Raw genomic sequence first — 21,053 nt, 5'->3', positions numbered from 1 at the left:
GAAAGGCTTGTTGCAGGCCGCGCACCGGATGGTGCGGGGCCGTTCACCACTATTGTTTGAATTATTGGAAAATAACGTCAAGCACTATGCACAAACGTGCAGAACGGACCATGCATGCCCCGTCCCCGACATTCCGACGCGCTGCGCGCCGCACAGCTGTACTACATGCAGGACCTGACCATGGACGCCATCGCCCGGGAATTGCGGACCTCCCGTTCGACGGTTTCCCGGCTGCTTTCAACGGCCCGGGAGACCGGCCTGGTGCAGATCCAGATCCGCAGCCCGCTGGACACCGGACCTGAACTGGAGCGGCTGATCCGGGCGCAGTACAAGGTGGATGTGCACGTGGTGCCCGTCCTGGACACCCTGAATGAGGCGGAAACGCTGGACCGCGTGGCCATGCAGGCTGCAAGGACCATCGGCCCGCTCGTCGACTCCAACGCCATCATCGGCGTGGCCTGGGGTGCCACCCTCAGCGCGGTGAGCCGGCACCTGACGCGCAAGATCACCCACGACAGCGTTGTGGTGCAGCTGAACGGCGCGGGCAACATGCAGACCACCGGCATCACCTACGCCAGCGACATCATGCGGCGCTTCGGCAGCGCCTACGGGGCCCGGGTTGAACAGTTTCCCGTGCCGGCCTTCTTCGACCACGCGGCGACGAAGACCGCGATGTGGAATGAGCGGAGCGTGCAGCGCATCCTGGACCTGCAGTCCCGCATGAGCATCGCGATCTTCGGCGTGGGCTCGGTGGACGCCGACTACCCCAGCCATGTCTACGCCGGCGGCTACCTCGACGAGGATGACCTGGTCAGGCTGGCGGAGTCCGACGTCGTGGGGGACGTGGCCACGGTTTTCTTCCGCCGCGACGGCTCGTCCGACGGGATCACGCTGAACGAACGCTCCACCGGGCCGTCGCTCGACCAGCTCCGCCAGGTGCGCCGGCGGATCTGCGTGGTGTCGGGGGCGTCCAAGATCAACGGGCTCCGCGGGGCGCTGGTGGCCGGGCTGGCGACCGACCTGATCCTCGATGAGGCCTCGGCCCGGCGGCTGGTCAGCTTCGAGGGCGGGGGCTGAACGGCCGGGAACGGTAGTGCTCGGCCAGCCTCGCCAGTCCGTCATCCAGGGACACAGCGGGAGTCCAGTCGAGGAGTTCGCGGGTCCCGCGTTGATCGAACCAGTGGGCGGTGGAGAGCTGCTCGGCAAGGAACCGGGTCATCGGCGGCTCCTCTGTGCGCCCTGCCCAGGTCCAGAACTTCTCCACCACAGCTCCAGCCGCCCGTGCCACCCCGCCCGGCACGGTCCACGACGGCGCGGCGACGCCCCCCGCAGCGCAAATGCCCGCCAGCAGCTCGCCCACCGGCCGCGGCTCGCCGTTGGTGACGACGAGCGCCCGGCCGTGGATGTACTCCATCCGGTGCAGCGCGGCAACGATCGCCGAGGCGGCGTTGTCCACGTAGGTTGTGTCGATCAGTGCCGCACCGGCGTCGAGCAGCGGCAGGCGGCCATGGCCGGCGCGTGCGAGGACCCGTTCCACCAGCTGGGTATCGCCGGGGCCCCAGACGACGTGCGGGCGCACCGCTGCGACCCGGAACCCCGGAGCGTCCGCCGCCAGTGCCAGCAATTCGGCCTTGGCCTTGGTGCGGGAGTAGTCGCCGTGCGCACGCTCGGGGTCGGCCGGTTCCGCGCCGAGCCCGGCGATGGCGGCGCCGGAGTTGGCCACGGACGGGGACGAGACATACACCACGTCCCGCACCCCGGCCGCCCGGGCGGCATTCAGCAGGCGGCGGGTCCCTTCGACATTGACCTCGTCGAACTCCGCTGCCGGGCCGGTGAAGGAGACCTTTGCGGCCAGGTGGATGACACCTTCTGCGCCGCCCACCGCCCTGCGGAGCGCTGCACCGTCCGTGACGGAGCCGCAGAAATCCTCAGCGCCGTCGACTCCTGACGGCCGGCGCTGGTACGTGGCCACGGCATGGCCCTGGCGGACCAGCAGCCGGGCCACTTCCCGGCCGAGCAGCCCGCTTGCGCCGGTGACCAGGACCCTCATGGCTTTCCCGGCCGGCCGCCGGCCAGCACCCGGGACGCCCAGCGGGACAGACGGGTCCTGTCGATCTTGGCGTTGTGCCTGATGTCGGTGGGCTGTGCCGGGACTTCGAGTACGGCGGAGACATTGATGCCCGCCTCAAGGGCCGCCCCGCGGACACGCCCGGCAAGGTGCGGCGCAGCCGGGCCGGCTTTGCGGGCGGAGGGTACGGTTTCGACGACGGCGACGACGGCTTGCGTTCCCGACGGTCCGACCCCGACGACGGCGGCCAGTCCGACATCGTCCAGGCGTTCGATCGCCTGCTCGGCGCCCACCGGCGTCACCACCGCGCCGGGCGCCGTCACGATGTGGGCGAGGCGTCCCTCCACCCAGAGCCGGCCGGCGGCGTCGAGGTGCCCGACGTCGCCGGTGCGGTGCCAGCCGGGAGTGCGGACGCTCTCGCGCTGGGTGAGCCAGAGCCGGTCGTAGGCTTCTTTGACGTGCGGGGCGCTGACGAGGATCTCGCCGGTCACCCCCGTCTCCGTGACCGGTTCGTTCCCGGGTGCGCTGCCGTCCTCGGCAAGCGGGATGACAGCCGCGCGGGCACCGTGCACCGGCCAGCCGACGCACACGCCGTTGCCGGCCCCCGGCACTGTGCCGGCGGCGGCGTCGGCCTCGGCGGCGCGGATCTGTTCCAGGCTGATGTCGGTCACGGGCAGGGCCTCGGTCATCCCGTAGGGCGTGTGCAGCGAAGCCTTCGGCAGCAGCCGCTGCACCTGGGCGAGGAGGGCTTCGGCGACGGGCGCCCCGGCGGAGAGCAGCACCTCCACGCGTCCCAAGGCCTGCTGACCGGCCTGGCCCAGTCCGCTTTGGGTCGCGACGACGTTGCGCAGGGCCGCGGGTGCGGCGAAAACAGCCGTTGCGTCGATGGCCGCCGTGGCGTCCGCCAGCGCCCGGGCCGTCAGGGTTCGTGGCGCGGTGACATCCATGGCCGGCGTCACCGAGACCGCTCCGAGCGCAGGCCCCAGCAGGGCGAACGGCGCGAAGGCCGCCACAAGGCGGGCACCGGCACGGATCCCGAAAGTCTCCGCCACCGTGTCCCGCATAGCGCCCAGCTGCCGGTGCGTATAAAGCACGCCCTTGGCGGGACCGGTGGAGCCGGAGGTGAACAGCACGGCGGCGTCGGCGTCCGGATCAGGCGCAGGCCACGGCGCCTCCGGGCTCAGGCCGGAACCGCGCCGGGCGAGGGCCGCGAGGGAGGTCTCGACGCCGAGGAAGCGGCGGCGGGCTGCCGGGAGATCCCGCACGCTGATCCGCCGGCCCGGCCAGCCGAGCACCGCGGCAGCAGCCAGCGCCTTGTCGATGCCGATGAGGAAATCGGGAGTGGCTCCCTTGACCGCGCGGCTCAGGCCCCGGGTTCCCAGGCCGGCGTCGGCCACGACCACCACCGCACCCAGCCGCAGGCAGGCGTAGAGGGCCACGGTCAGGTCCGCTCCGGGAGGAACCATCAGGCTCACCCGGCTGCCGCTCCCCACTCCGGCTTCGCGCAGCCCCGCCGCAAGGGCCTCGATGCTCCGTTCCAGCTCCCGCCAGCTGAGCCGGCGGGCGGCATTGCCGTCCGCGTCCATTTCGGCGACGGCGGTGTCCCCGCCGGCGGCTCCTGCCGCCAGTTCGGTGATTGGCCCCCAAAGGGGCGGGACGCCGTCGGCCCCGGCCTTTGTGTCCTCCTGCCGGCAAGGTCCGCTGTCCCCGCCGAGCCCGGCGAGCCACTCGAAGACGGGGGTGGCGATGTCCCGGTCCTCCGCCACGAGGTGGCCGGCCCCCTCGAAGCGGTGCACTTTCGCGTGCGGCAGCCGGGTGATGAGGTCCTTCAGGTACCGGTCGGAAAAAATCGGGTCCCGTGGGCCCCAGAGCATCAGGGCCGGAACCTTCAGCCCGTGCAGCCCGTCAGCGACGCCGTTGAGCGCCGGGAAGCTGGGATGCGACGCATCCGCCGGGATGTCCGCAACGAAGTTCCCCACGCCGGTGCGGCGCCTGGCGCCCCGGTAGGGCGCCATGTAGGCCTTCCGGATGTCGGCGGGCAGCGGCGGGTTCGCCAGCGAGTGGGTCACGCGAAGAAAGGCGTCCGACGTCGTGGTTCCCCACCCGTGCACGGCGGGGTGCAGGGCAAGCCGCAGTGCCGGCGGGATCCCCGAACCGGAGGGCTGGTGGACGGCGGTGTTGGTCAGCACCACCCCGGCGAGCTGCTGCGGATGGGCCGCGGCCCAGCCCAGGCTGATCACGCCGCCCCAGTCGTGGCCGACGGTGACGACCGGCCCGTCCAGGGCCAGCGCGTCCGTAAGGTCACCCAGGTCGTTGATCCGGTCCGCCAGGCGCCGGAAGGTGCCGGTGCGTTCGGAAAACCCCATGTCCAGCTGGTCCACCGCCACCACGCGCCAAGGATGCGCGGGGTCCGATCCGGCGGCCAGCAGGCTCCGCCACAGGTAGGACCAGGTCGGGTTCCCGTGGACGCACAGCAGGGTGCCGGCGGGAGTCAGTCCACGGCGGGCGAGCTGGGCAGCGTTGTCGAGCAGGTGCCAGCGGCGAACGGTTCCGGGCTCATCGGCGGCCGAAGTGGAGGGAACAGCGATTTCGCGCGACCATTCGGGGTCGACGCCTGGCCAGCCGGCGGCTACCAAACGATTTCCATCATGGCGGTGTTCAGGCCTGAACCCACGCCCATGCACAGCACCCGGTTGCCGGTTTCGAGGGTCTGAGCCTCCGCGGCGAGGGTCATCGGGAGGGAGGCCGGGCCCACATTGCCCCAGTGCGGGAATGTGATGGGAACCTTGTCCGGGTCCAGGTCGATCGCGTCAATGATGGCCTTGGTGTAGGCATTGCTCACCTGGTGCGTGACGTACCGGTCCATCGAGCCCCAGTCCCATTCCCGCTGGGCCTCGTGCCAGGCGTCGACCACGAGCTGCAGGCCGCCGTCGAGAAGGCCCTTCGTGTCCGTTGCCATGCCGTCGATGCCGCCCACGCACAACTCATGGTGCTCGGTGCCGGCCCGCATCACGCCGCCCACGATCCGGTGCGCGCCGGGGTTCTGATCCGCCGGGCCCAGGACGGCTGCGGCAGCCCCGGATCCAAGCGTGAGCGTGGCGAACTCCCGGTTGAAGTCTTCGCGCGTCGTCTCGGGCCGCTGCAGCCTGGCCAGGGTGGCCTCCTGTGTTGCCTCGGCGTCCTCACCGTTGACGATCATCGCGTACCTGATCTGGCCGGAGTCGATCATGCTCGCCGCCAGGGTCAGGCCGTTGACGAACCCAAGGCAGGCGTTGGCCAGATCAAAGTTCATGGCCGACGACGGCAGGCCGAGTCCGTGGTGAATCTTCACCGCGACGGACGGTTCCAGGTTGCGCCGCGTGACCGACGTGTTGATCAGCAGGCCGATGTCGGACGCTTCGACTCCGGCCTCGGCCAGGGCCTTCGCGCCGGCCTCAACCGCGGCATCATCGAACGATGTCCCGGCGGCCCACCAGCGACGGTGCGTAATGCCGGCAACGCGCTCGAGCAGCCGCGGCGGAAACTTCAGCCGCTGCAGGGTCGAAGCCAACCTGCGATCGAAATCCGTGGAACTCACGATCCGCGGAGCCTCGACGCTGCTCACCGACAGCAGCGCGGTGTTGCTGTGCCGGAAGGTTGCATTTCCTGCCAAGTCAAGCCCCTGTTCGTTTCCGTCTTGCATTCATGCGGTGACTGTACCCATAAACCCATAAGCGCAAGCCCAAGGGCTTAACTATGCCGGTGCTTGCCCGGATCATCCTATTTTGTGCCCGCGGCGCCCTGGGCACTTGTTCGCAATCACCCCGGCCGCCCGGACGTCTTTGCCCGCGCCGCCCCGCGAAAACCGGTGGGAAACTCTCGGAAAACCATCGCGGCCGTGCAAGGATGACCGCATGAAAATCACCAGACAGATCGTTGTGTTCGACGCGGCCGACCTTCCTGCCGAGAGCGCCTTCTGGGCCGGCCTGCTGGGCGGCTCCGTGGATGCCGAGGATGACTGGCACACCGTCAGCGTCGATGGGGACCCGCGCCTGGGCTTTCAGCTCGCGCCGAACCACGTGCCGCCGGAATGGCCCGACGGGAACCCGCAGCAGATCCACCTCGACCTCTATGTCGAGGACGTCGCTTCCGCCCACCGCGAGGCCATCTCCCTCGGTGCCCGCCTGCTGAAGCCCGCGGAGGACATCACCTCCGCCGAGGGATTCCAGGTCTACGCAGATCCCGCCGGCCACCCCTTCTGCCTCTGCTGGGGCTGAACCGCCTCCCGGGCCTCGCCGAGCGGCCGGGGCTGAAACTCAACCTGCCGGTCACACGCGCCGCGGCGCGGTATCGGTAGAGTCGTATCCATGACTACCTCACCCCGGCTCAGCCTGAACAACGGCGTGCTGATCGACCAGTTGGGTTTCGGGCTTTACAAGGTTCCCCCGAAAGACACCGCCAACCTGGTGGCGACCGCCCTGGAAGCCGGGTACCGCCATTTCGACACGGCCGCCATGTACGGGAACGAATCCGGAGTGGCACGCGGACTGGTGGAGGTATTCGCCACCGAAGCCAGCGCCGGCGGTTCGGGCGAGGCCGCGCCGGGCACCTCGCGCGAGGACCTCTTCATCACCACCAAAGTGTGGAACGACGATCACGGCTACGACGCGACGCTGCGGGCTTTCGATACGTCCATGATCAACCTCGGCCTGGAATACGTGGACATGTACCTGATCCACTGGCCGTGCGCGAAGCGCGGGCTGTTCCAGGAGACTTACCGCGCCCTGGAGACGCTGTACCGGGAGGGCAAGGTGCGGGCCATCGGCGTGTCCAACTTCCAGCCCCAGCATCTGGACCAGCTGCTGGAAACAGCCGAGGTGGTCCCGGCCGTCAACCAGATCGAACTGCATCCGTGGCTGCAGCAGGCCGAGCTCCGGGAGAAGCACCGCGGACTGGGAATCCTCACCGAGGCGTGGAGCCCCCTGGGCCGCGGCCAGGTGCTGGAGGATCCCGTCATCGGCGCGCTGGCGGCAGAGCACAAGGTAAGCCCCGCGCAGGTGGTCCTGCGCTGGCAGATCCAGCTGGGCAACATCACCATCCCCAAAGCGAGCTCTGCGGCCCGGATGCGGGAGAACCTCGACGTCTTCGGTTTCGAGCTCTCAGCCCTGGACATGGCGGACCTCGAAGCCCTGGAGCGCGGACACCGCACCGGCTCCCACCCCGACAACGTCAACTAGGACTCCCCCAGCAGATGAGAACAGCCGACTCCGAGCCCGCCACCGCACCAGCCTTCGTCAGCAGCGGACTCGCCGCCCGCACCCGTGCATCCACCGTGCAACTGGCGGGCAGCAACGTTGCCTACTGGGTGTACGAACCGGAAAAGACCACCCCTGACACGCGGACCGTCCTGGTCATCCACGGTTTCCGCGGCGACCACCACGGCCTGCTCCGGGTGGCAGACCAGCTGCCGGAGATGCGGCTGATCATGCCGGACCTTCCCGGGTTTGGCAGCTCCGGGGCCTTTACCGACGGCGCCCACAGTGTGGAACGCTACGGCCGGTTCATCAGCGACTTCATGGCAGCCCTCGAACTGGGCCCGGACACGGTGCTGCTGGGCCACTCGTTCGGCTCCATCGTGGCCGCCCACTTCGTCGCGTCCCACCCGTCCGCGGTGCGGCCGCTGATCCTCGTCAACCCCATCGCGGCGCCGGCGCTGGAAGGCCCCAAGGGCCTCATGACCCGGCTGGCCGTGCTGTACTACCGCCTTTCGGCGCGGCTCCCCCGCGCCCTGGGCCTGGCCCTGCTCCGCAGCCCGCTCATCGTGCGCGTCATGAGCATGGCCATGGCGAAAACGAAGGACAAGGACCTGCTCCGGTTCATCCACGGGCAGCACCACGCGTACTTCAGCGCGTTCGCCAACCGGGACAGCCTGCTGGAGTCCTTCACCGCGTCCGTCAGCAGCAATGTGGCCGAGGTTGCGCCGCAGCTCGCCCTGCCCGTGCTACTCATCGCCGGCGAAAAGGACGAAATCGCCCTGCTGCGCGACCAGCACCGGCTTGCCGCGCTGCTCCCCGACGCAAGGCTCGATGTCATTCCGGGCGTCGGCCACCTGATCCACTACGAAACGCCCGGGCCTGCCGCAGGATTCATCCGCCGCTTCCTTAAGGACCACCCCGCGTGAAGATAGTCATCGATGCCCGTTTCACCCGGACGGACCACCACGACGGCATCAGCCGGTACGGCTCCAGCCTCATCGCCGCCGTCTCCAAGGTCGCCGATGTGTCCATGCTCATCAGCGACCTCCGGCAACTGGCTCTGCTTCCCGACGTTCCCTATACACTCATCAGCAGCCCGCTGTCCCCCGCTGAGCTCTTCGTGGCACGGAAAGTCAACCAGCTCGGGGCGGACGTGGTGGTGTGTCCCATGCAGACGATGGGCACATGGGGACGCAGGTACGGCCTGGTCCTCACCCTGCATGACCTCATCTACTATGAGCACCCGGCGCCCCCGGGCTTCCTGCCTGCCCCGGTCCGGATCCTGTGGCGCCTCTACCACAAGGCGTTCTGGCCCCAGCGGGTGCTGCTGAACCGTGCCGACGTCGTCGCCACCATCAGCAGGACCACCGAGGCCCTGATGGCAAAGTACCGCCTGACCAGCCGCCCGGTGCGCATCGTCAGCAACGCCCCGCAGCCGGCCCAAGCGCCCCGCGATCCTGCAGCGGCCCCGGAGAAGACGCTGCTCTACATGGGTTCGTTCATGCCCTACAAGAACGTTGAAACCATGCTGGCCGGGATGGCCGATCTGCCTGACTACACGCTCCACCTGCTCAGCCGCATCACCCCGCACCGCCGCGCCGAGCTTGAGGCGCAGATCCCGTCCGGGGCGAACGTCGTATTCCACAACGGCGTGACCGACGACGAATACACGGCGCTGCTGAACCGCACCACCGCACTGGTCACGCTGTCCAAGGCCGAGGGCTACGGCCTGCCCCTGGTGGAGGCCATGGCACTGGGCACCCCGGTGATCGCCAGCGACATCCCGATCTTCCGCGAGGTGGGAGCGGAGGCCGCCACCTACGTTGCCACCGAGTCGGCGCCGGAGTTCAGCGCCGCAGTCCGGAGCCTCGGTGACGGGCAGCACTGGCAGGAGGTCTCCCGGCGCTCCGTGGCGCGGGCCGAGCAGTTCAGCTGGGACGAATCCGCCCGCCAGCTGGTGGACGTTGCTGCAGAAGTCATGGCAATCCGCCGCAAGTAGCGTCGCCGGTTTCGAAGGATCAGAGCACGCCAGCACCCTATAGCACGTCGACGCCGTCCAGCCGTAGCTGGACCGGGTCCTCGGTGCGTTTGGCCGCGGCTGCCGCCTTCGCCGCCCGGAGAACCCTGGTCACGGTGGCGGCCTGCGCGTACGGGATGAACAGCAGCGTGCGCACGTCCACGCTTTCCGTGCCCGCCGCCTGAACACCCGCGGCCTGGATGCCTGCGGTCTGCAGCAGCGGCGCCGGTCCCGCGACGCGCAGCTCCACGCCCTCGGCGGCAAGGAGCTTCGTGGCTGAGGCGGTGAAATGGCCGACGGCGGTGCTGCCGCCGGTAACGGCGGCCACCCTCACCGCCGGCGGCAGCTGCAGCTCGGCGCGCAGCCCCAGTTCCCGCTGGGCATAGCCCGCAGGGTCCCAGCGCAGCAGCGCGCCGACGGCTGCGGTATCGTCCGCGGTGATGACGACGATCCCGCCTTCGGTGGCAGGCCTGACCAGCGAGGCGGCGTTGAACCAGCGGCGCACGGCGTCCTCGCCCGCGCGCAGGTTCTCGCGGCGCAGCAGGGAATCGCCGTCGAGCAGCAGCGCCGCGGCGTACCCGCCCGGAGCCACCGGTTCGGCGCCCACCGTGGCCACCACCAGCGCGCAGGCATCCGGAACCGTGGCCTTGACGTTCTGGCCGGAGGAGGTGACCACGGCTTTGCCCGGAAATGCCCGCCCCAGTTCCTCGGCTGTGCGGAGAACGCCGGCTGCACCGCGGCGGAGGCGGGTGCCGCGGCAGTGCACGCAGCGCCAGGCCGGTGCCGGCGTCGAGCACCAGCGGCACTGCGGAACGGCGGCGCTGCCGGCAATGGCGAGCGGCCCCTGGCAGGACGGGCAGCGCGCGGGTTCCCGGCACGTTTCGCACGCCAGCGACGGCGCGTACCCGGCACGGGCAACCTGCACCAGGACCGGACCGCGTTCCAGCCCCTCCTTGGCCGTGCGCCATGCTGCGCCAGGCAACCTTGCCAGCCGGGCCAGCGGGTCGCGTTCCTGCTCAAAGCTGTCCGCGGTGTTGATGACCCGGGGAACCGTGCGCCGGAGCACCGTTCGGTCGGCGTCCACGGGCATTGCCCAGCCGGCATCCACCAGCCGCTGCACCTCGGTGCTGCGCGCGTGCCCTGCCAGCAGGCATGCCGCCCCCTCCTGCTCGGCACGCAGCAGGAGCACCTCGCGGGTGTGGGCGTACGGGGAACGCTGTTCGACGTGGAGGTCGTCGCCGTCGTCCCAGCACACCACGAGTCCCAGGTTCCGTACCGGCGCGTAGGCTGCCGAACGGGTGCCCACGGCCACGCCCGCGGAGCCGTTGAGGACCCGGAGGTAGCTGCGGTACCGGGGTGTCTGGCCGTCGTCGGCCGTCAGCCTCGCCACGTCGTCGGCGGGCAGGATGTCCTCGAGGGCGGCCTGGACCCGGTCCAGGTCGCGGTAGTCGGGAACGACGACGACGGCGCCGCGTCCGGACTGCCTGACCGCTCCCACCGCCTCCGCAACAAGCCGCGGCCAGCCGGCCGGTCCGAACCCCTGCAGGGCGCTGAGGGCCGCCCTGGGTGAGCCTCCGGACGTGAGATGGCGGAGGTACGCGGCACCGTTCCGGTACCGGGTCCAGTCGGAGCCGGACAGGTCATGGGGCGCAGCGGGAGGCGTGGCCGGCTCCGCGTCGGCGAGCTCCTTCTCCACCTTGACCACCCGCGGCGGGATGGCCACCCGGAGCACGTCGCTGACGGTGCCCGCATAGCGTGCGGCCACGCGCCCGGCGAGCTCCTGCAGCGCAGGAGTCAGCACAGCAACGGGCGAGACGACCTTGTGCAGCGGGACGAGGGGCTGGCCGGCGTCGGACTCCGCCACCCGTTCCAGGAGGTAGCCGCCGAGTTCCTGGCCGCTGAACTTTACCCGGACACGCACCCCCGGCTGGGCGTCGTCATCCAGTTCGGCGGGCACGCTGTAGTCGAACGGCCTGTCCAGGTGCGGCAGCGGGGACTCGATGAGGACGCGCGCCACCGGAAGGACGGCAGCCAGGGCGGGACCGCCCGGGGGCCTGGCCGTGGCAGGGAACCCCTGCAGCAGTGACAGCTGCAGGGGCTCTGGTGCTGGATGCGAAGACATGCCGTTTGAAGACATGCGCCTTACCTCCGTCCTGGGTTGTCCATCAGCCAATCACACGGGTCTGACATTCCCGACGCTGACGGACGCGGACGGGACGGCTCAGGCGTTGAAGTACGCCTTCAGGTCGTCCACGCGGTCCAGGCGCTCCCAGGTGAAGTCCGGATCGTCGCGGCCGAAGTGGCCGTGGGCGGCCGTCTTGGCGTAGATGGGGCGCTTGAGGTCCAGGGCGTCGATGATGGCGCGGGGGCGCAGGTCGAAGATCTCCGCAATCGCTGCGCTGATCTTTGCCGGGTCCACGGTCTCGGTCCCGAACGTCTCCACGTAAGTTCCCACGGGGCGGGCCTGGCCGATGGCGTAGGCGATCTGGATCTCGGCGCGCTTGGCAAGACCTGCGGCCACCACGTTCTTGGCAACCCAGCGCATGGCGTATGCCGCGGAGCGGTCCACCTTGGACGGGTCCTTGCCGGAGAAGGCGCCGCCGCCGTGTCGGGCCATGCCGCCGTAAGTGTCCACGATGATCTTGCGGCCGGTGAGTCCGGCGTCGCCCACCGGGCCGCCGATCACGAACGCGCCGGCCGGGTTCAGGATATTGGTGGTGCGCGAAATGTCCAGGTCCGCGAGGGCGAGGACGGGGTCGATGACATGCGTCGCGAGGTCGGCGCGCAGCTGGTCGAGGCTGAAGCCGTCGGCGTGCTGGCTGGAGATCACGATGGTTTCCACAGAAACCGGCCGGTCGCCGTCGTACCCAATGGTGGCCTGGGTCTTGCCGTCCGGGCGGAGGTAGGCGAGTTCGCCGTTCTTGCGGACTTCGGTGAGCCGCTCCGACAGCCGGTGCGCAATCCAGATCGGCGTGGGCATGTAGGAGGGGGTCTCGTCGCTGGCGTAGCCGAACATGAGGCCCTGGTCGCCGGCGCCCTGGAGGTCGTAGTCGTCCTCCTGGCGGCCTTCGCGGGCTTCGAGGGAGTTGAAGACGCCGCCGGCGATGTCGTTGGACTGCTGGCCGATGGAAACGGAAACGCCGCAGCGCGCGCCGTCGAAGCCGTTGGCGGAGGAGTCGTAGCCGATGCCGAGGATGGTCTCGCGGACGATCTGCGGGATTTCGACGTACGCGTCCGTGGTGACTTCGCCGGCCACGTGGACCAGGCCGGTGGTGGCCATGGTCTCCACGGCGACGCGGGACTCGGGGTCCTTGTCCAGCAGGGCGTCCAGGATCGCATCACTGATCTGGTCACAGATCTTGTCGGGGTGCCCTTCAGTCACCGACTCCGAGGTGAAGAGCCGAAGCGCGGCGGGTGCGGACCCGTGGGATTCTGGAATGTGCAGCGGTAAAGTCACTCAACTACCTTACTGGTTGGCAAACGGCGGGACGGCAGCGTGTGTCCCCATGCTAAGGAGACGTTGCTTACGCCCGTCAGGTTCGCGGAAACACCCGGCTCAGTTCGGAACCGATCCGGTCAATGACAATGGCGGCGACGTCCTGCTTCGAGCCTGAGGCTGACTGGGGCTCGGAGCCTGCCCGCGAGAGGATGACCACGGAGTTGTGGTCCTGGCCGAAGACCTTGTCCGCGCCCACGTGGTTCACCACCAGCAGGTCACAGCCCTTGCGCTTGAGCTTTGCCTCGGCATAGGAGAGCACATCGCCCTGCTCATCGCCCGTCTCGGCGGCAAACCCCACCACGATCTGGCTGCTGCCGGCGGCGTCGCGCACCGCGACAAGCTCCTGCAGGATGTCCGGGTTGCGGACCAGCGTGATCACGGGGTCGGCGGCGTCGTCCCGCTTCTTGATCTTGCTCCCGGACACTTCCGCCGGGCGGAAATCGGCCACTGCCGCCGCCATAATCACGACGTCGGACCCGGCTGCCGCTGCCAGCATGACTTCGCGGAGCTGCAGGGCCGTTTCGACGGCGATGAGCTCGACGCCCGCCGGGGCGGGCACTTCCATGTGGGCGGCCACGAGCCGGACGGTGGCTCCGGCGTCCCGGGCGGCGGCGGCCAGCGCCACGCCCTGCTTGCCGGAGGAGCGGTTGCCCAGGAACCGTACGGGATCCAGGGGCTCGCGGGTGCCGCCGGCGCTGATGGTCACCGTGCGGCCGGCCAGCGGCAACCCGCCGCCGGACCGGGGAGCAGCGTCCGACCGGGGAGCAGCGCCCGGCAGGAGGGCGGCGTCCGACTGGAGTCCGTGGGCCAGTGCGAGGGCGGCGTCGAAGATGGCCTCGGGCTCGGGCAGCCGGCCAGGGCCGGAATCGCTGCCGGTCAGCCGCCCGCTGGCGGGTTCCAGAACGGTCACGCCGCGGCTGCGCAGGGTTTCCACGTTGGCCTGGGTGGCCGCGTGCTGCCACATCTCGGTGTGCATGGCCGGGGCGAACAGCACGGGGCCGCTCGCCATCAGAAGCGTGTTGGTGAGCAGGTCGTTGGCCTGGCCGGTGGCCGCACGGGCCAGGAGGTCGGCCGTGGCGGGCGCCACCACGATCAGGTCTGCCTCGTGGCCCAGCCGGACGTGCTTCACCTGGTCGACGTCGTCGAAGACGCTGTTGGTCACCGGGTTTCCGGACAGGGCCTCCCAGGTGGCCACGCCGACAAAGCGGGTGGCGGCTTCCGTGGGGATGACGGTGACGTCATGGCCGGCTTCAGTAAAAAGCCGGAGGAGCGATGCCACCTTGTAGGCGGCGATCCCTCCCCCGACTCCGAGGACTATGCGCACGTGAACTCCGTCAGCAGGCAGTCTGTTTACTCTGCGGAGGTTACTCTGCAGCTTCGATCGGCGTGGAAACCAGCTTGCCCTCGTTGATCTCGCGCAAGGCGATGGACAGCGACTTCTCGTTCAGCTTGGTGTCAACCAGCGGGCCGACGTACTCGAACAGGCCCTCGTGGAGCTGTGCGTAGTAGGCGTTGATCTGGCGTGCACGCTTGGCACCGAAGATCACCAGGCCGTACTTGGAATCGGCCGCCTCGAGCAGCGAATCGATCGGCGGGTTGATGATGCCTTCAAGGTTCGTGGACACGAATTCTCCAAATTTCTAGCGGGCCGACGGCGTCTGCGACTGGCGCGGATGCGGCGTGAGCCCCATGAGTGAAACAAGCTCGTCCGCTGCCCGGCGGACGTCGTCATTGATGACGGTGTGGTCGAACTCCGGTTCAGCAGCAAGTTCTACTTTACCGGTTTCCAGCCGGCGCTGCTGTTCCTCGGCTGATTCCGTGCCCCGGCCCACCAGCCGGCGGACCAGTTCTTCCCAGCTGGGCGGTGCCAGGAAGACGAACTGGGCATCCGGAACGGCCTTCTTTACCTGCCGGGCCCCCTGCAGGTCGATCTCCAGCAGCACGGAGCGGCCTTCGGCGATGGCCTGGTTGACGGTGCTCTTCAGGGTCCCGTAGGTGTTCTGCCCGTGCACGACAGCCCACTCGAGGAATTCGCCGGCCTCCACCAGGGACTCGAACTCTTCCTTGGACTTGAAGTAGTAGTGCACGCCGTCGATCTCGCCCGGCCGCGGGGCCCGCGTGGTGGCCGAAACGGACAGCCAGACCTCGGGGTAGGTGTCGCGGATATAGGTGGACACGGTGCCTTTGCCAACAGCCGTAGGACCAGCGAGGACTGTCAGTCCGGGTTTGTTGCTCACGTATTCCTTTGGACGGTCTACAGATGACTCTGTTCGGATGAAGCTATTTCTCGTTCATAAAATCTACCAGCGCCCGGCGCTGGTGGATGCCCAGCCCCCGGACCCTGCGGGACGCGGCGATGCCGAGGCTGTCCATGATGGCCGCGGCCCGTACCTTCCCGATCCCCGGCAGGGCCTCGAGGAGTTCCGAAACGCGCATGCGCGCTATGGCCTCCTCGGTGCCGCCGGAGTCCAGGATCTGGGCCACCGTCAGTTCTCCGGATTTGAGCCGTTCCTTGGCCGAGGCCCTGGCAGCCCTTGCCGCCGCGGCCTTCCTGAGTGCGTCGGAACGTTCCTGCGGTGACAAGGGTCGCAAGCTCACGGTCATATCCCCTGGGGTCAGCCAACGGATCCGCGGCCGGCGGCGTTGGAGCAGCCGCGGATTTGTCCTGAACCTACTCCCTGCCGGCCGGAGAAATCAATGGACTATTCGGACCGGAGCCCCGCGAGGGTGCGTTCGGCCGCCTCGGTCAGCTCCCGGATGCCGGGGCCGGCCTTGAGGATGTCGCGGCTGGACGTTCCCAGGACCTGGGGGTACGCCGCGCCGAAGGTCCTCCGCAGGTCTGCCGGAGTTGCCCCCTGCGCTCCCAGGCCAGGGGCGAGGATCGGCCCGCGGACGGCCCCGAGGTCAAGCTGCAGGTCCGCCAGCGCGGTGCCCACGGTGGCTCCCACCACGAGGCCCACCGAGCCGAGGGCCCCGGCGTAGCGTTCGTTCTCCCCCGCGGCGGCCTGGACAATCCGGCGTGCCACGGAGTCGCTGCCGCCAACGTGCTGCACCGAGGCGCCCTCCGGGTTGGAGGTCAGCGCCAGGACGAACACACCCCGGCCGTTCTGGGCCGCGAGGTCCAGGGCCGGCCGGAGCGACTCGAAACCCAGGTACGGGCTGAGCGTCACCGAGTCAGCGGCCAGTGGAGAGCCGTCACTGAGCCAGGCGTCGGCGTAGGCGGACATGGTGGACCCGATGTCGCCGCGCTTGGCGTCCGCGATGGTCAGCACGCGTTCGTCCCGGGCAGTAGCGAGAACCTCTTCGAGGACCGCCAGGCCGGCAGACCCGTGCCGTTCGTACAGCGCCACCTGCGGCTTGACCGCGGCAGCGAGCGAAGACACGGCCTCCAGGGCGGTGAGCGAAAAGCGCCTCAGGCCGGCGGCGTCGTCGTTCAGGCCCCAACTGGCCAGCAGTGCAGGGTGGGGGTCAATCCCGACGCAAAGCGGACCACGGTCAGTCATGGCCCGGCCCAGCCGGAAGCCGAACGACTCCCGGCCGGTGCCTGCGGCAGCGTTCCCTGCCTCAGGCATTCTGCTCTGCCGGGCTCTGGGCGGCTGCCTTCTGCAGGGCGGCCTCCTGCGACGCAAGGAGCGCTGCTGCGTGCTCCTGCAGGCTGGTCACGGACCAGGCGTAGGTGCGCAGGGCCTCGATGGCCTGGACCGCAGCGTTGAACTCGGCCACGGTGGTGATGCAGGGGATGCCGATGGACGTGGCGGCTGCACGGAGTTCGTAGCCGTCGCTGCGGGCCTCGCCGCCGGACGGGGTGTTGAACACCATGTCGATCTCGCCCGCGACCACGAGGTCGGCGATGGTGCCTTCCCCTTCGGCACTGCTGCCCTCGGCCACCTTGCGCACCGGGGTGGCCTGGATGCCGTTGCGGCGCAGGACGTCGGCCGTGCCCCCGGTGGAGACGATCTCGAAGCCGAGGTCGGAGAGGCGCTTGACGCCCATGATCACCGAACGCTTGTCGCGGTTGGCGACGGACACGAAGACCTTGCCTTCGGTGGGGAGGGCGTTGTTGGCGCCGGACTGGCTCTTGGCGAAGGCGGTATCGAAGTGCTTGTCGATGCCCATGACCTCGCCGGTGGAGCGCATTTCCGGGCCGAGCAGCGAGTCCACGACCTTGCCCTCCGGGGTGCGGAACCGGCTGAACGGCAGGACCGCTTCCTTGACGGAGACCGGGGCGTCCAGCGGCAGCGTGGAGCCGTCTCCGGTTTCCGGCAGCATCTTGTAGGCGCTGCGGAGCTGGCCGATGGTCACTCCGGTGCCGATCAGGGCAGCGGCCTTGGCCATCTGCACGCCGGTGGCCTTGGACACGAAAGGCACGGTCCGGGAGGCGCGGGGGTTGGCTTCCAGAACGTACAGGACGTCTGAGGCCAGCGCGAACTGGATGTTGATGAGGCCGCGGACGCCCACGCCCTCGGCGATGGCGCGGGTGGCGGTGCGGACGCGCTCCAGCACGTTGTTGCCCAGGGTGATCGGCGGCAGGACGCACGCGGAGTCGCCGGAGTGGACGCCGGCTTCCTCGATATGCTCCATGATGCCGCCAAGGTACATGTCCGTGCCGTCGAAGAGGGCGTCGACGTCGATCTCGACGGCGTCCTCGAGGAACCGGTCGATCAGCACCGGGTGCTCGGCGGTGATCTCGGTGGCGTTGGCGATATAGCGGGACAGGTTCGGCTCGTCGTAGACGATCTCCATGCCGCGGCCGCCCAGGACGTAGGACGGGCGGACCAGGACCGGGTAGCCGATCTCGTCCGCGATCTTCTTGGCGTCCTCGAAGGAGACGGCGGTGCCGTTCTTCGGGGACACCAGGCCGGCTTCGTCCAGCACGCGGGCGAAGGCGCCGCGGTGCTCGGCGAGGTCGATCGCCTCGGGCGACGTGCCCAGGATCGGCACCCCGGCGTCGGCCAGCTGCTGGGCCAGCTTCAGCGGGGTCTGGCCGCCGAGCTGGACGAAGACGCCCATCACGCCGCCGGTGCGTTCCTCGGCCGCGATGACCTCCAGGACGTCCTCGAGGGTCAGCGGCTCGAAGTACAACCGGGTGGAGATGTCGTAGTCGGTGGAGACGGTTTCCGGGTTGCAGTTGACCATGACGGTCTCGTAGCCGGCCTTGCGCAGCGCCATGGAGGCGTGGACGCAGGAGTAGTCGAACTCGATGCCCTGGCCGATGCGGTTGGGCCCGGAGCCGAGGATGAGGATGGACGGCTTCGAGTGCAGCGCAACCTCGTCCTCCTCGTCATAGGCCGAGTAGTGGTACGGCGTGTAGGCGGCGAACTCGGCGGCGCAGGTGTCCACTGTCTTGTAGACCGGGCGGATGCCCAGTGCCTGGCGGACGCCGCGGACGACGGCCTCGGAGTTGTGGGTCAGCGAGCCGATCTGTTCGTCGGAGAAGCCGTGGCGCTTGGCGTTGCGGAGCACATCCTCGGTGAGGGCGCCGGAGCGGCGGATCTCCTGGGAGATCTCGTTGAGCAGCTGGAGCTGGTCCAGGAACCAGGGGTCGATCTTGGTGGCCTCGTGGAGTTCCTCCACGCTCGCGCCGCCGAGCAGGGCGCGCTGCACCTGGTGCAGGCGGTCCGTCGTCGGGCGCTTGGCCTGTTCGATGAGCTCCGGAACTTCCCATTCGGGGACGGAGCTGAAGTCAAGCTGCGAGCCCTTCTGCTCGAGGGAGCGCAGCGCCTTCTGCAGGGCTTCGGTGAAGTTGCGGCCCATGGCCATGGCCTCGCCCACCGACTTCATGGTGGTGGTGAGGGTGTTGTCCGCGGCCGGGAACTTCTCGAACGCGAACCGCGGAACCTTGACCACCACGTAGTCGAGCGTGGGCTCGAAGGAGGCGGGCGTCTTCTGCGTGATGTCGTTCGGGATCTCGTCCAGGGTGTAGCCCAGGGAGAGCTTGGTGGCGATCTTGGCGATGGCGAAGCCGGTGGCCTTCGACGCCAGGGCCGACGAGCGGGACACGCGCGGGTTCATCTCGATGACCACCACGCGGCCCGTTGCCGGGTCGATGGCGAACTGGATGTTGCAGCCGCCGGTGTCCACGCCGACCTCACGGATGACCGCGATGGAGATATCGCGGAGTCGCTGGTATTCGCGGTCGGTGAGGGTCAGTGCCGGGGCAACGGTGATGGAGTCGCCGGTGTGCACGCCCACGGGATCGAAGTTCTCGATGGAGCAGACGACAACCACGTTGTCGTTCTTGTCCCGCATCATCTCGAGCTCGTATTCCTTCCAGCCGAGGATGCTCTCTTCGAGCAGCACCTCGCTGGTGGGGCTGTACTGCAGGCCCTGGCCGACGATGCGGCGCAGGTCCTCTTCGTTGTACGCCAGGCCCGAGCCGAGGCCGCCCATGGTGAAGGACGGGCGGACCACCATCGGGTAGCCGAGGTCCTCGGCAGCCTTCAGGGCCTCGTCCATGGTGTGGATGATGTGGCTGCGGGCGGATTCGGCGCCGCAGCGCTCCACGACGCCCTTGAACTTCTCGCGGTCCTCGCCGAGCTCGATCGCGGCGATGTTCGCGCCGATCAGTTCCACGTTGTACTTCTCGAGCACGCCGTTCTTGTCGAGCGCGATGGCGGTGTTCAGCGCCGTCTGGCCGCCCAGGGTGGGCAGCACGGCGTCCGGGCGCTCCTTGGCGATGATCTTCTCCACCACCTCGGGGGTGATGGGCTCGATGTAGGTGGCGTCGGCGAACTCCGGGTCGGTCATGATGGTGGCCGGGTTGGAGTTGACGAGGATGACGCGAAGGCCTTCCTCCTTGAGGACGCGAAGGGCCTGCGTGCCGGAGTAGTCGAATTCAGCGGCCTGGCCGATGACGATCGGGCCGGAACCGATGACCAGGACGCTCTTAAGGTCAGTTCTCTTGGGCATTACTTCTTGTCCTCAGTCTTGTTGTCAGTCGTGTTCGGCTCGGCCTGGTTTTGCTGGGCGCCGTTTTGCTGGGCCTGATTGGCCGGGGCATCGGCGGGGTGCTGGGCGTCCACGGGTTCCTTGGACAGGTTGGCCGTCCGGCCGTCGCGGGTGCCTTCCATCAGCTCGATGAACCGGTCGAAGAGGTAGGCGGCGTCGTGCGGGCCGGCCGCGGCTTCGGGGTGGTACTGGACGGAGAAGGCCGGGATGTCCAGGCAAGCCAGGCCTTCCACGACCTCATCGTTCAGGCTGACGTGGCTGACCTCGACCCGGCCGTAGCGCTCTTCCGGCGCGTTGGTGGGGCCGTCCAGCGGGGCGTCGACGGCGAAGCCGTGGTTCTGCGAGGTGATCTCCACCTTGCCCGTGCGGCGGTCCATGACGGGCTGGTTGATGCCGCGGTGGCCGTAGCGCAGCTTGTAGGTGCCGAAGCCGAGGGCGCGGCCCAGGATCTGGTTGCCGAAGCAGATGCCGAAGTAGGGCAGCTTCTCGTCCAGGACGGTGCGGAGCAGCTTGACCTGGTTGTCGGCGGTGGCGGGGTCGCCGGGGCCGTTGGACATGAAGAATCCGTCGGGGCTGACGGCCTTGACGTCGTCGATGGTGGCGGTGGCGGGCAGCACGTGCACGCGGACGCCGCGCTCGGCGAAGCGGACCGGCGTCATGGCCTTGATGCCGAGATCGATGGCCGCGATGCTGAAGCGCGCGTCGCCGTCCCAGCCGTGGTCCTTGGGCTCCACGACGTAGGCTTCGTCGATGCTGACTTCCTCGGCAAGCCGGGCGCCTTCCATCGGCTCGCTGGCGAGCACGGCGTCGAGAAGTTCCTTGTCCGTGGCCTGGGCTGCTTCGCCGGAGAAGATGCCGGCGCGCATGGTCTTGTGCTCGCGCAGGTGGCGGGTGATGGCGCGGGTGTCCACGCCCTGGATGCCGACGATGCCCTGCTCGACGAGCTCGGAGTCAAGAGATCGCTCAGCCCGCCAGTTGGACGGGCGGCGGGCGGCGTCACGGACGATGTAGCCGGCTACCCAGATGCGGCGGGATTCGGCGTCCTCGCTGTTCACACCGGTGTTGCCGATGTGCGGGGCCGTCTGCACCACGAGCTGGCGTGCGTAGGACGGGTCGGTAATGGTCTCCTGGTAGCCGGTCATGCCGGTGGCGAAGACCGCTTCCCCCAGGGCGGTGCCCTGTGCGCCGTAACTGCGGCCGCGGAAGATGCGGCCGTCTTCGAGCACCAGGACGGCGGGGGCGGATGCTGCGGCCTGCGGCGCAGTTCCTGCGTTTACTGTCACTTCG

Annotated in this window: 17 protein-coding genes; 5 read left to right on the top strand and 12 right to left on the bottom strand. The window is 69.0% G+C overall.

Annotation, left to right across the window (positions count from 1 at the left end; all coding sequences use genetic code 11):
• Window positions 1-114 precede the first annotated feature (114 nt).
• Window positions 115-1,077, top strand: coding sequence for a sugar-binding transcriptional regulator (locus R5O87_RS01310; protein ID WP_410557011.1), 963 nt, complete (start codon window positions 115-117; stop codon window positions 1,075-1,077).
• On the opposite strand, the gene R5O87_RS01305 is transcribed toward R5O87_RS01310, so the two are convergent.
• From R5O87_RS01305 to R5O87_RS01295, 3 genes are read right to left on the bottom strand one after another with little or no spacing between them, the layout of a single operon-like run.
• Window positions 1,055-2,050, bottom strand: coding sequence for an NAD-dependent epimerase/dehydratase family protein (locus tag R5O87_RS01305; RefSeq protein WP_410557012.1), 996 nt, complete (start codon window positions 2,048-2,050; stop codon window positions 1,055-1,057). The two genes, R5O87_RS01310 and R5O87_RS01305, sit on opposite strands and share 23 nt — an antisense overlap.
• Entirely contained in the window at window positions 2,047-4,704 is a 2,658-nt protein-coding gene (locus R5O87_RS01300) for an alpha/beta fold hydrolase (RefSeq protein ID WP_410557013.1), read from the bottom strand. Before R5O87_RS01300 ends, R5O87_RS01305 begins: the two co-directional genes overlap by 4 nt.
• On the bottom strand, window positions 4,698-5,720 hold the full coding sequence (locus R5O87_RS01295) for a 3-oxoacyl-ACP synthase III (RefSeq protein ID WP_410557014.1): 1,023 nt from the start codon (window positions 5,718-5,720) through the stop codon (window positions 4,698-4,700). The genes R5O87_RS01300 and R5O87_RS01295 overlap by 7 nt, the downstream gene beginning before the upstream one ends.
• Before the next feature lie 241 nt (window positions 5,721-5,961).
• Between R5O87_RS01295 and R5O87_RS01290 the strand changes: the two genes are divergently transcribed.
• The 4 genes from R5O87_RS01290 to R5O87_RS01275 all read left to right on the top strand — a co-directional run bounded on the left by R5O87_RS01290 (window position 5,962) and on the right by R5O87_RS01275 (window position 9,301).
• The gene (locus tag R5O87_RS01290) at window positions 5,962-6,324 is read left to right on the top strand and encodes a VOC family protein (RefSeq protein ID WP_410557015.1); all 363 of its coding nucleotides are present in this window, start codon (window positions 5,962-5,964) and stop codon (window positions 6,322-6,324) included.
• A 90-nt stretch (window positions 6,325-6,414) separates the two neighbouring features.
• Window positions 6,415-7,284, top strand: coding sequence for an aldo/keto reductase (locus R5O87_RS01285; protein ID WP_410557016.1), 870 nt, complete (start codon window positions 6,415-6,417; stop codon window positions 7,282-7,284).
• Between the two features lie 14 nt (window positions 7,285-7,298).
• Window positions 7,299-8,228, top strand: a complete 930-nt coding sequence (locus R5O87_RS01280; RefSeq protein ID WP_410557017.1) for an alpha/beta fold hydrolase — start codon at window positions 7,299-7,301, stop codon at window positions 8,226-8,228.
• On the top strand, window positions 8,225-9,301 hold the full coding sequence (locus tag R5O87_RS01275; RefSeq protein ID WP_410557019.1) for a glycosyltransferase family 4 protein: 1,077 nt from the start codon (window positions 8,225-8,227) through the stop codon (window positions 9,299-9,301). The genes R5O87_RS01280 and R5O87_RS01275 overlap by 4 nt, the downstream gene beginning before the upstream one ends.
• A gap of 37 nt (window positions 9,302-9,338) precedes the next feature.
• Here R5O87_RS01275 and R5O87_RS01270 read toward each other — a convergent pair whose 3' ends face one another.
• The 9 genes from R5O87_RS01270 to carA form a co-directional block, all read right to left on the bottom strand.
• On the bottom strand, window positions 9,339-11,441 hold the full coding sequence (locus R5O87_RS01270) for a primosomal protein N' (protein ID WP_410557099.1): 2,103 nt from the start codon (window positions 11,439-11,441) through the stop codon (window positions 9,339-9,341).
• Window positions 11,442-11,540: 99 nt separating this feature from the next.
• Window positions 11,541-12,776: a methionine adenosyltransferase gene (gene metK, locus R5O87_RS01265; protein ID WP_410557021.1), complete on the bottom strand. Its 1,236-nt coding sequence runs from the start codon at window positions 12,774-12,776 to the stop codon at window positions 11,541-11,543.
• A gap of 76 nt (window positions 12,777-12,852) precedes the next feature.
• Window positions 12,853-14,142, bottom strand: coding sequence for a bifunctional phosphopantothenoylcysteine decarboxylase/phosphopantothenate synthase (locus R5O87_RS01260; protein WP_410557022.1), 1,290 nt, complete (start codon window positions 14,140-14,142; stop codon window positions 12,853-12,855).
• 40 nt (window positions 14,143-14,182) lie between these two features.
• Window positions 14,183-14,443, bottom strand: a complete 261-nt coding sequence (rpoZ, locus tag R5O87_RS01255; RefSeq protein WP_003800778.1) for a DNA-directed RNA polymerase subunit omega — start codon at window positions 14,441-14,443, stop codon at window positions 14,183-14,185.
• Between the two features lie 15 nt (window positions 14,444-14,458).
• Window positions 14,459-15,055, bottom strand: a complete 597-nt coding sequence (gene gmk / locus R5O87_RS01250; RefSeq protein ID WP_387101128.1) for a guanylate kinase — start codon at window positions 15,053-15,055, stop codon at window positions 14,459-14,461.
• A gap of 43 nt (window positions 15,056-15,098) precedes the next feature.
• On the bottom strand, window positions 15,099-15,422 hold the full coding sequence (mihF, locus tag R5O87_RS01245) for an integration host factor, actinobacterial type (protein ID WP_043418338.1): 324 nt from the start codon (window positions 15,420-15,422) through the stop codon (window positions 15,099-15,101).
• 98 nt (window positions 15,423-15,520) lie between these two features.
• Window positions 15,521-16,390 carry an orotidine-5'-phosphate decarboxylase gene (gene pyrF / locus R5O87_RS01240; protein WP_410557023.1) on the bottom strand — a complete coding sequence of 290 codons (870 nt, stop codon included), beginning with the start codon at window positions 16,388-16,390 and terminating at the stop codon, window positions 15,521-15,523.
• On the bottom strand, window positions 16,383-19,727 hold the full coding sequence (gene carB / locus R5O87_RS01235; protein ID WP_410557025.1) for a carbamoyl-phosphate synthase large subunit: 3,345 nt from the start codon (window positions 19,725-19,727) through the stop codon (window positions 16,383-16,385). The genes pyrF and carB overlap by 8 nt, the downstream gene beginning before the upstream one ends.
• Entirely contained in the window at window positions 19,727-21,049 is a 1,323-nt protein-coding gene (gene carA, locus R5O87_RS01230; RefSeq protein ID WP_410557026.1) for a glutamine-hydrolyzing carbamoyl-phosphate synthase small subunit, read from the bottom strand. Before carA ends, carB begins: the two co-directional genes overlap by 1 nt.
• Window positions 21,050-21,053 lie beyond the last annotated feature (4 nt).

This window comes from Arthrobacter globiformis (genome assembly GCF_046536215.2).
GTDB classification, from domain to species: domain Bacteria; phylum Actinomycetota; class Actinomycetes; order Actinomycetales; family Micrococcaceae; genus Arthrobacter; species Arthrobacter globiformis_E.
The sequence above is the reverse complement of the archived record's forward strand: the minus strand, read 5'-3'. Positions and strand labels throughout refer to the sequence as shown.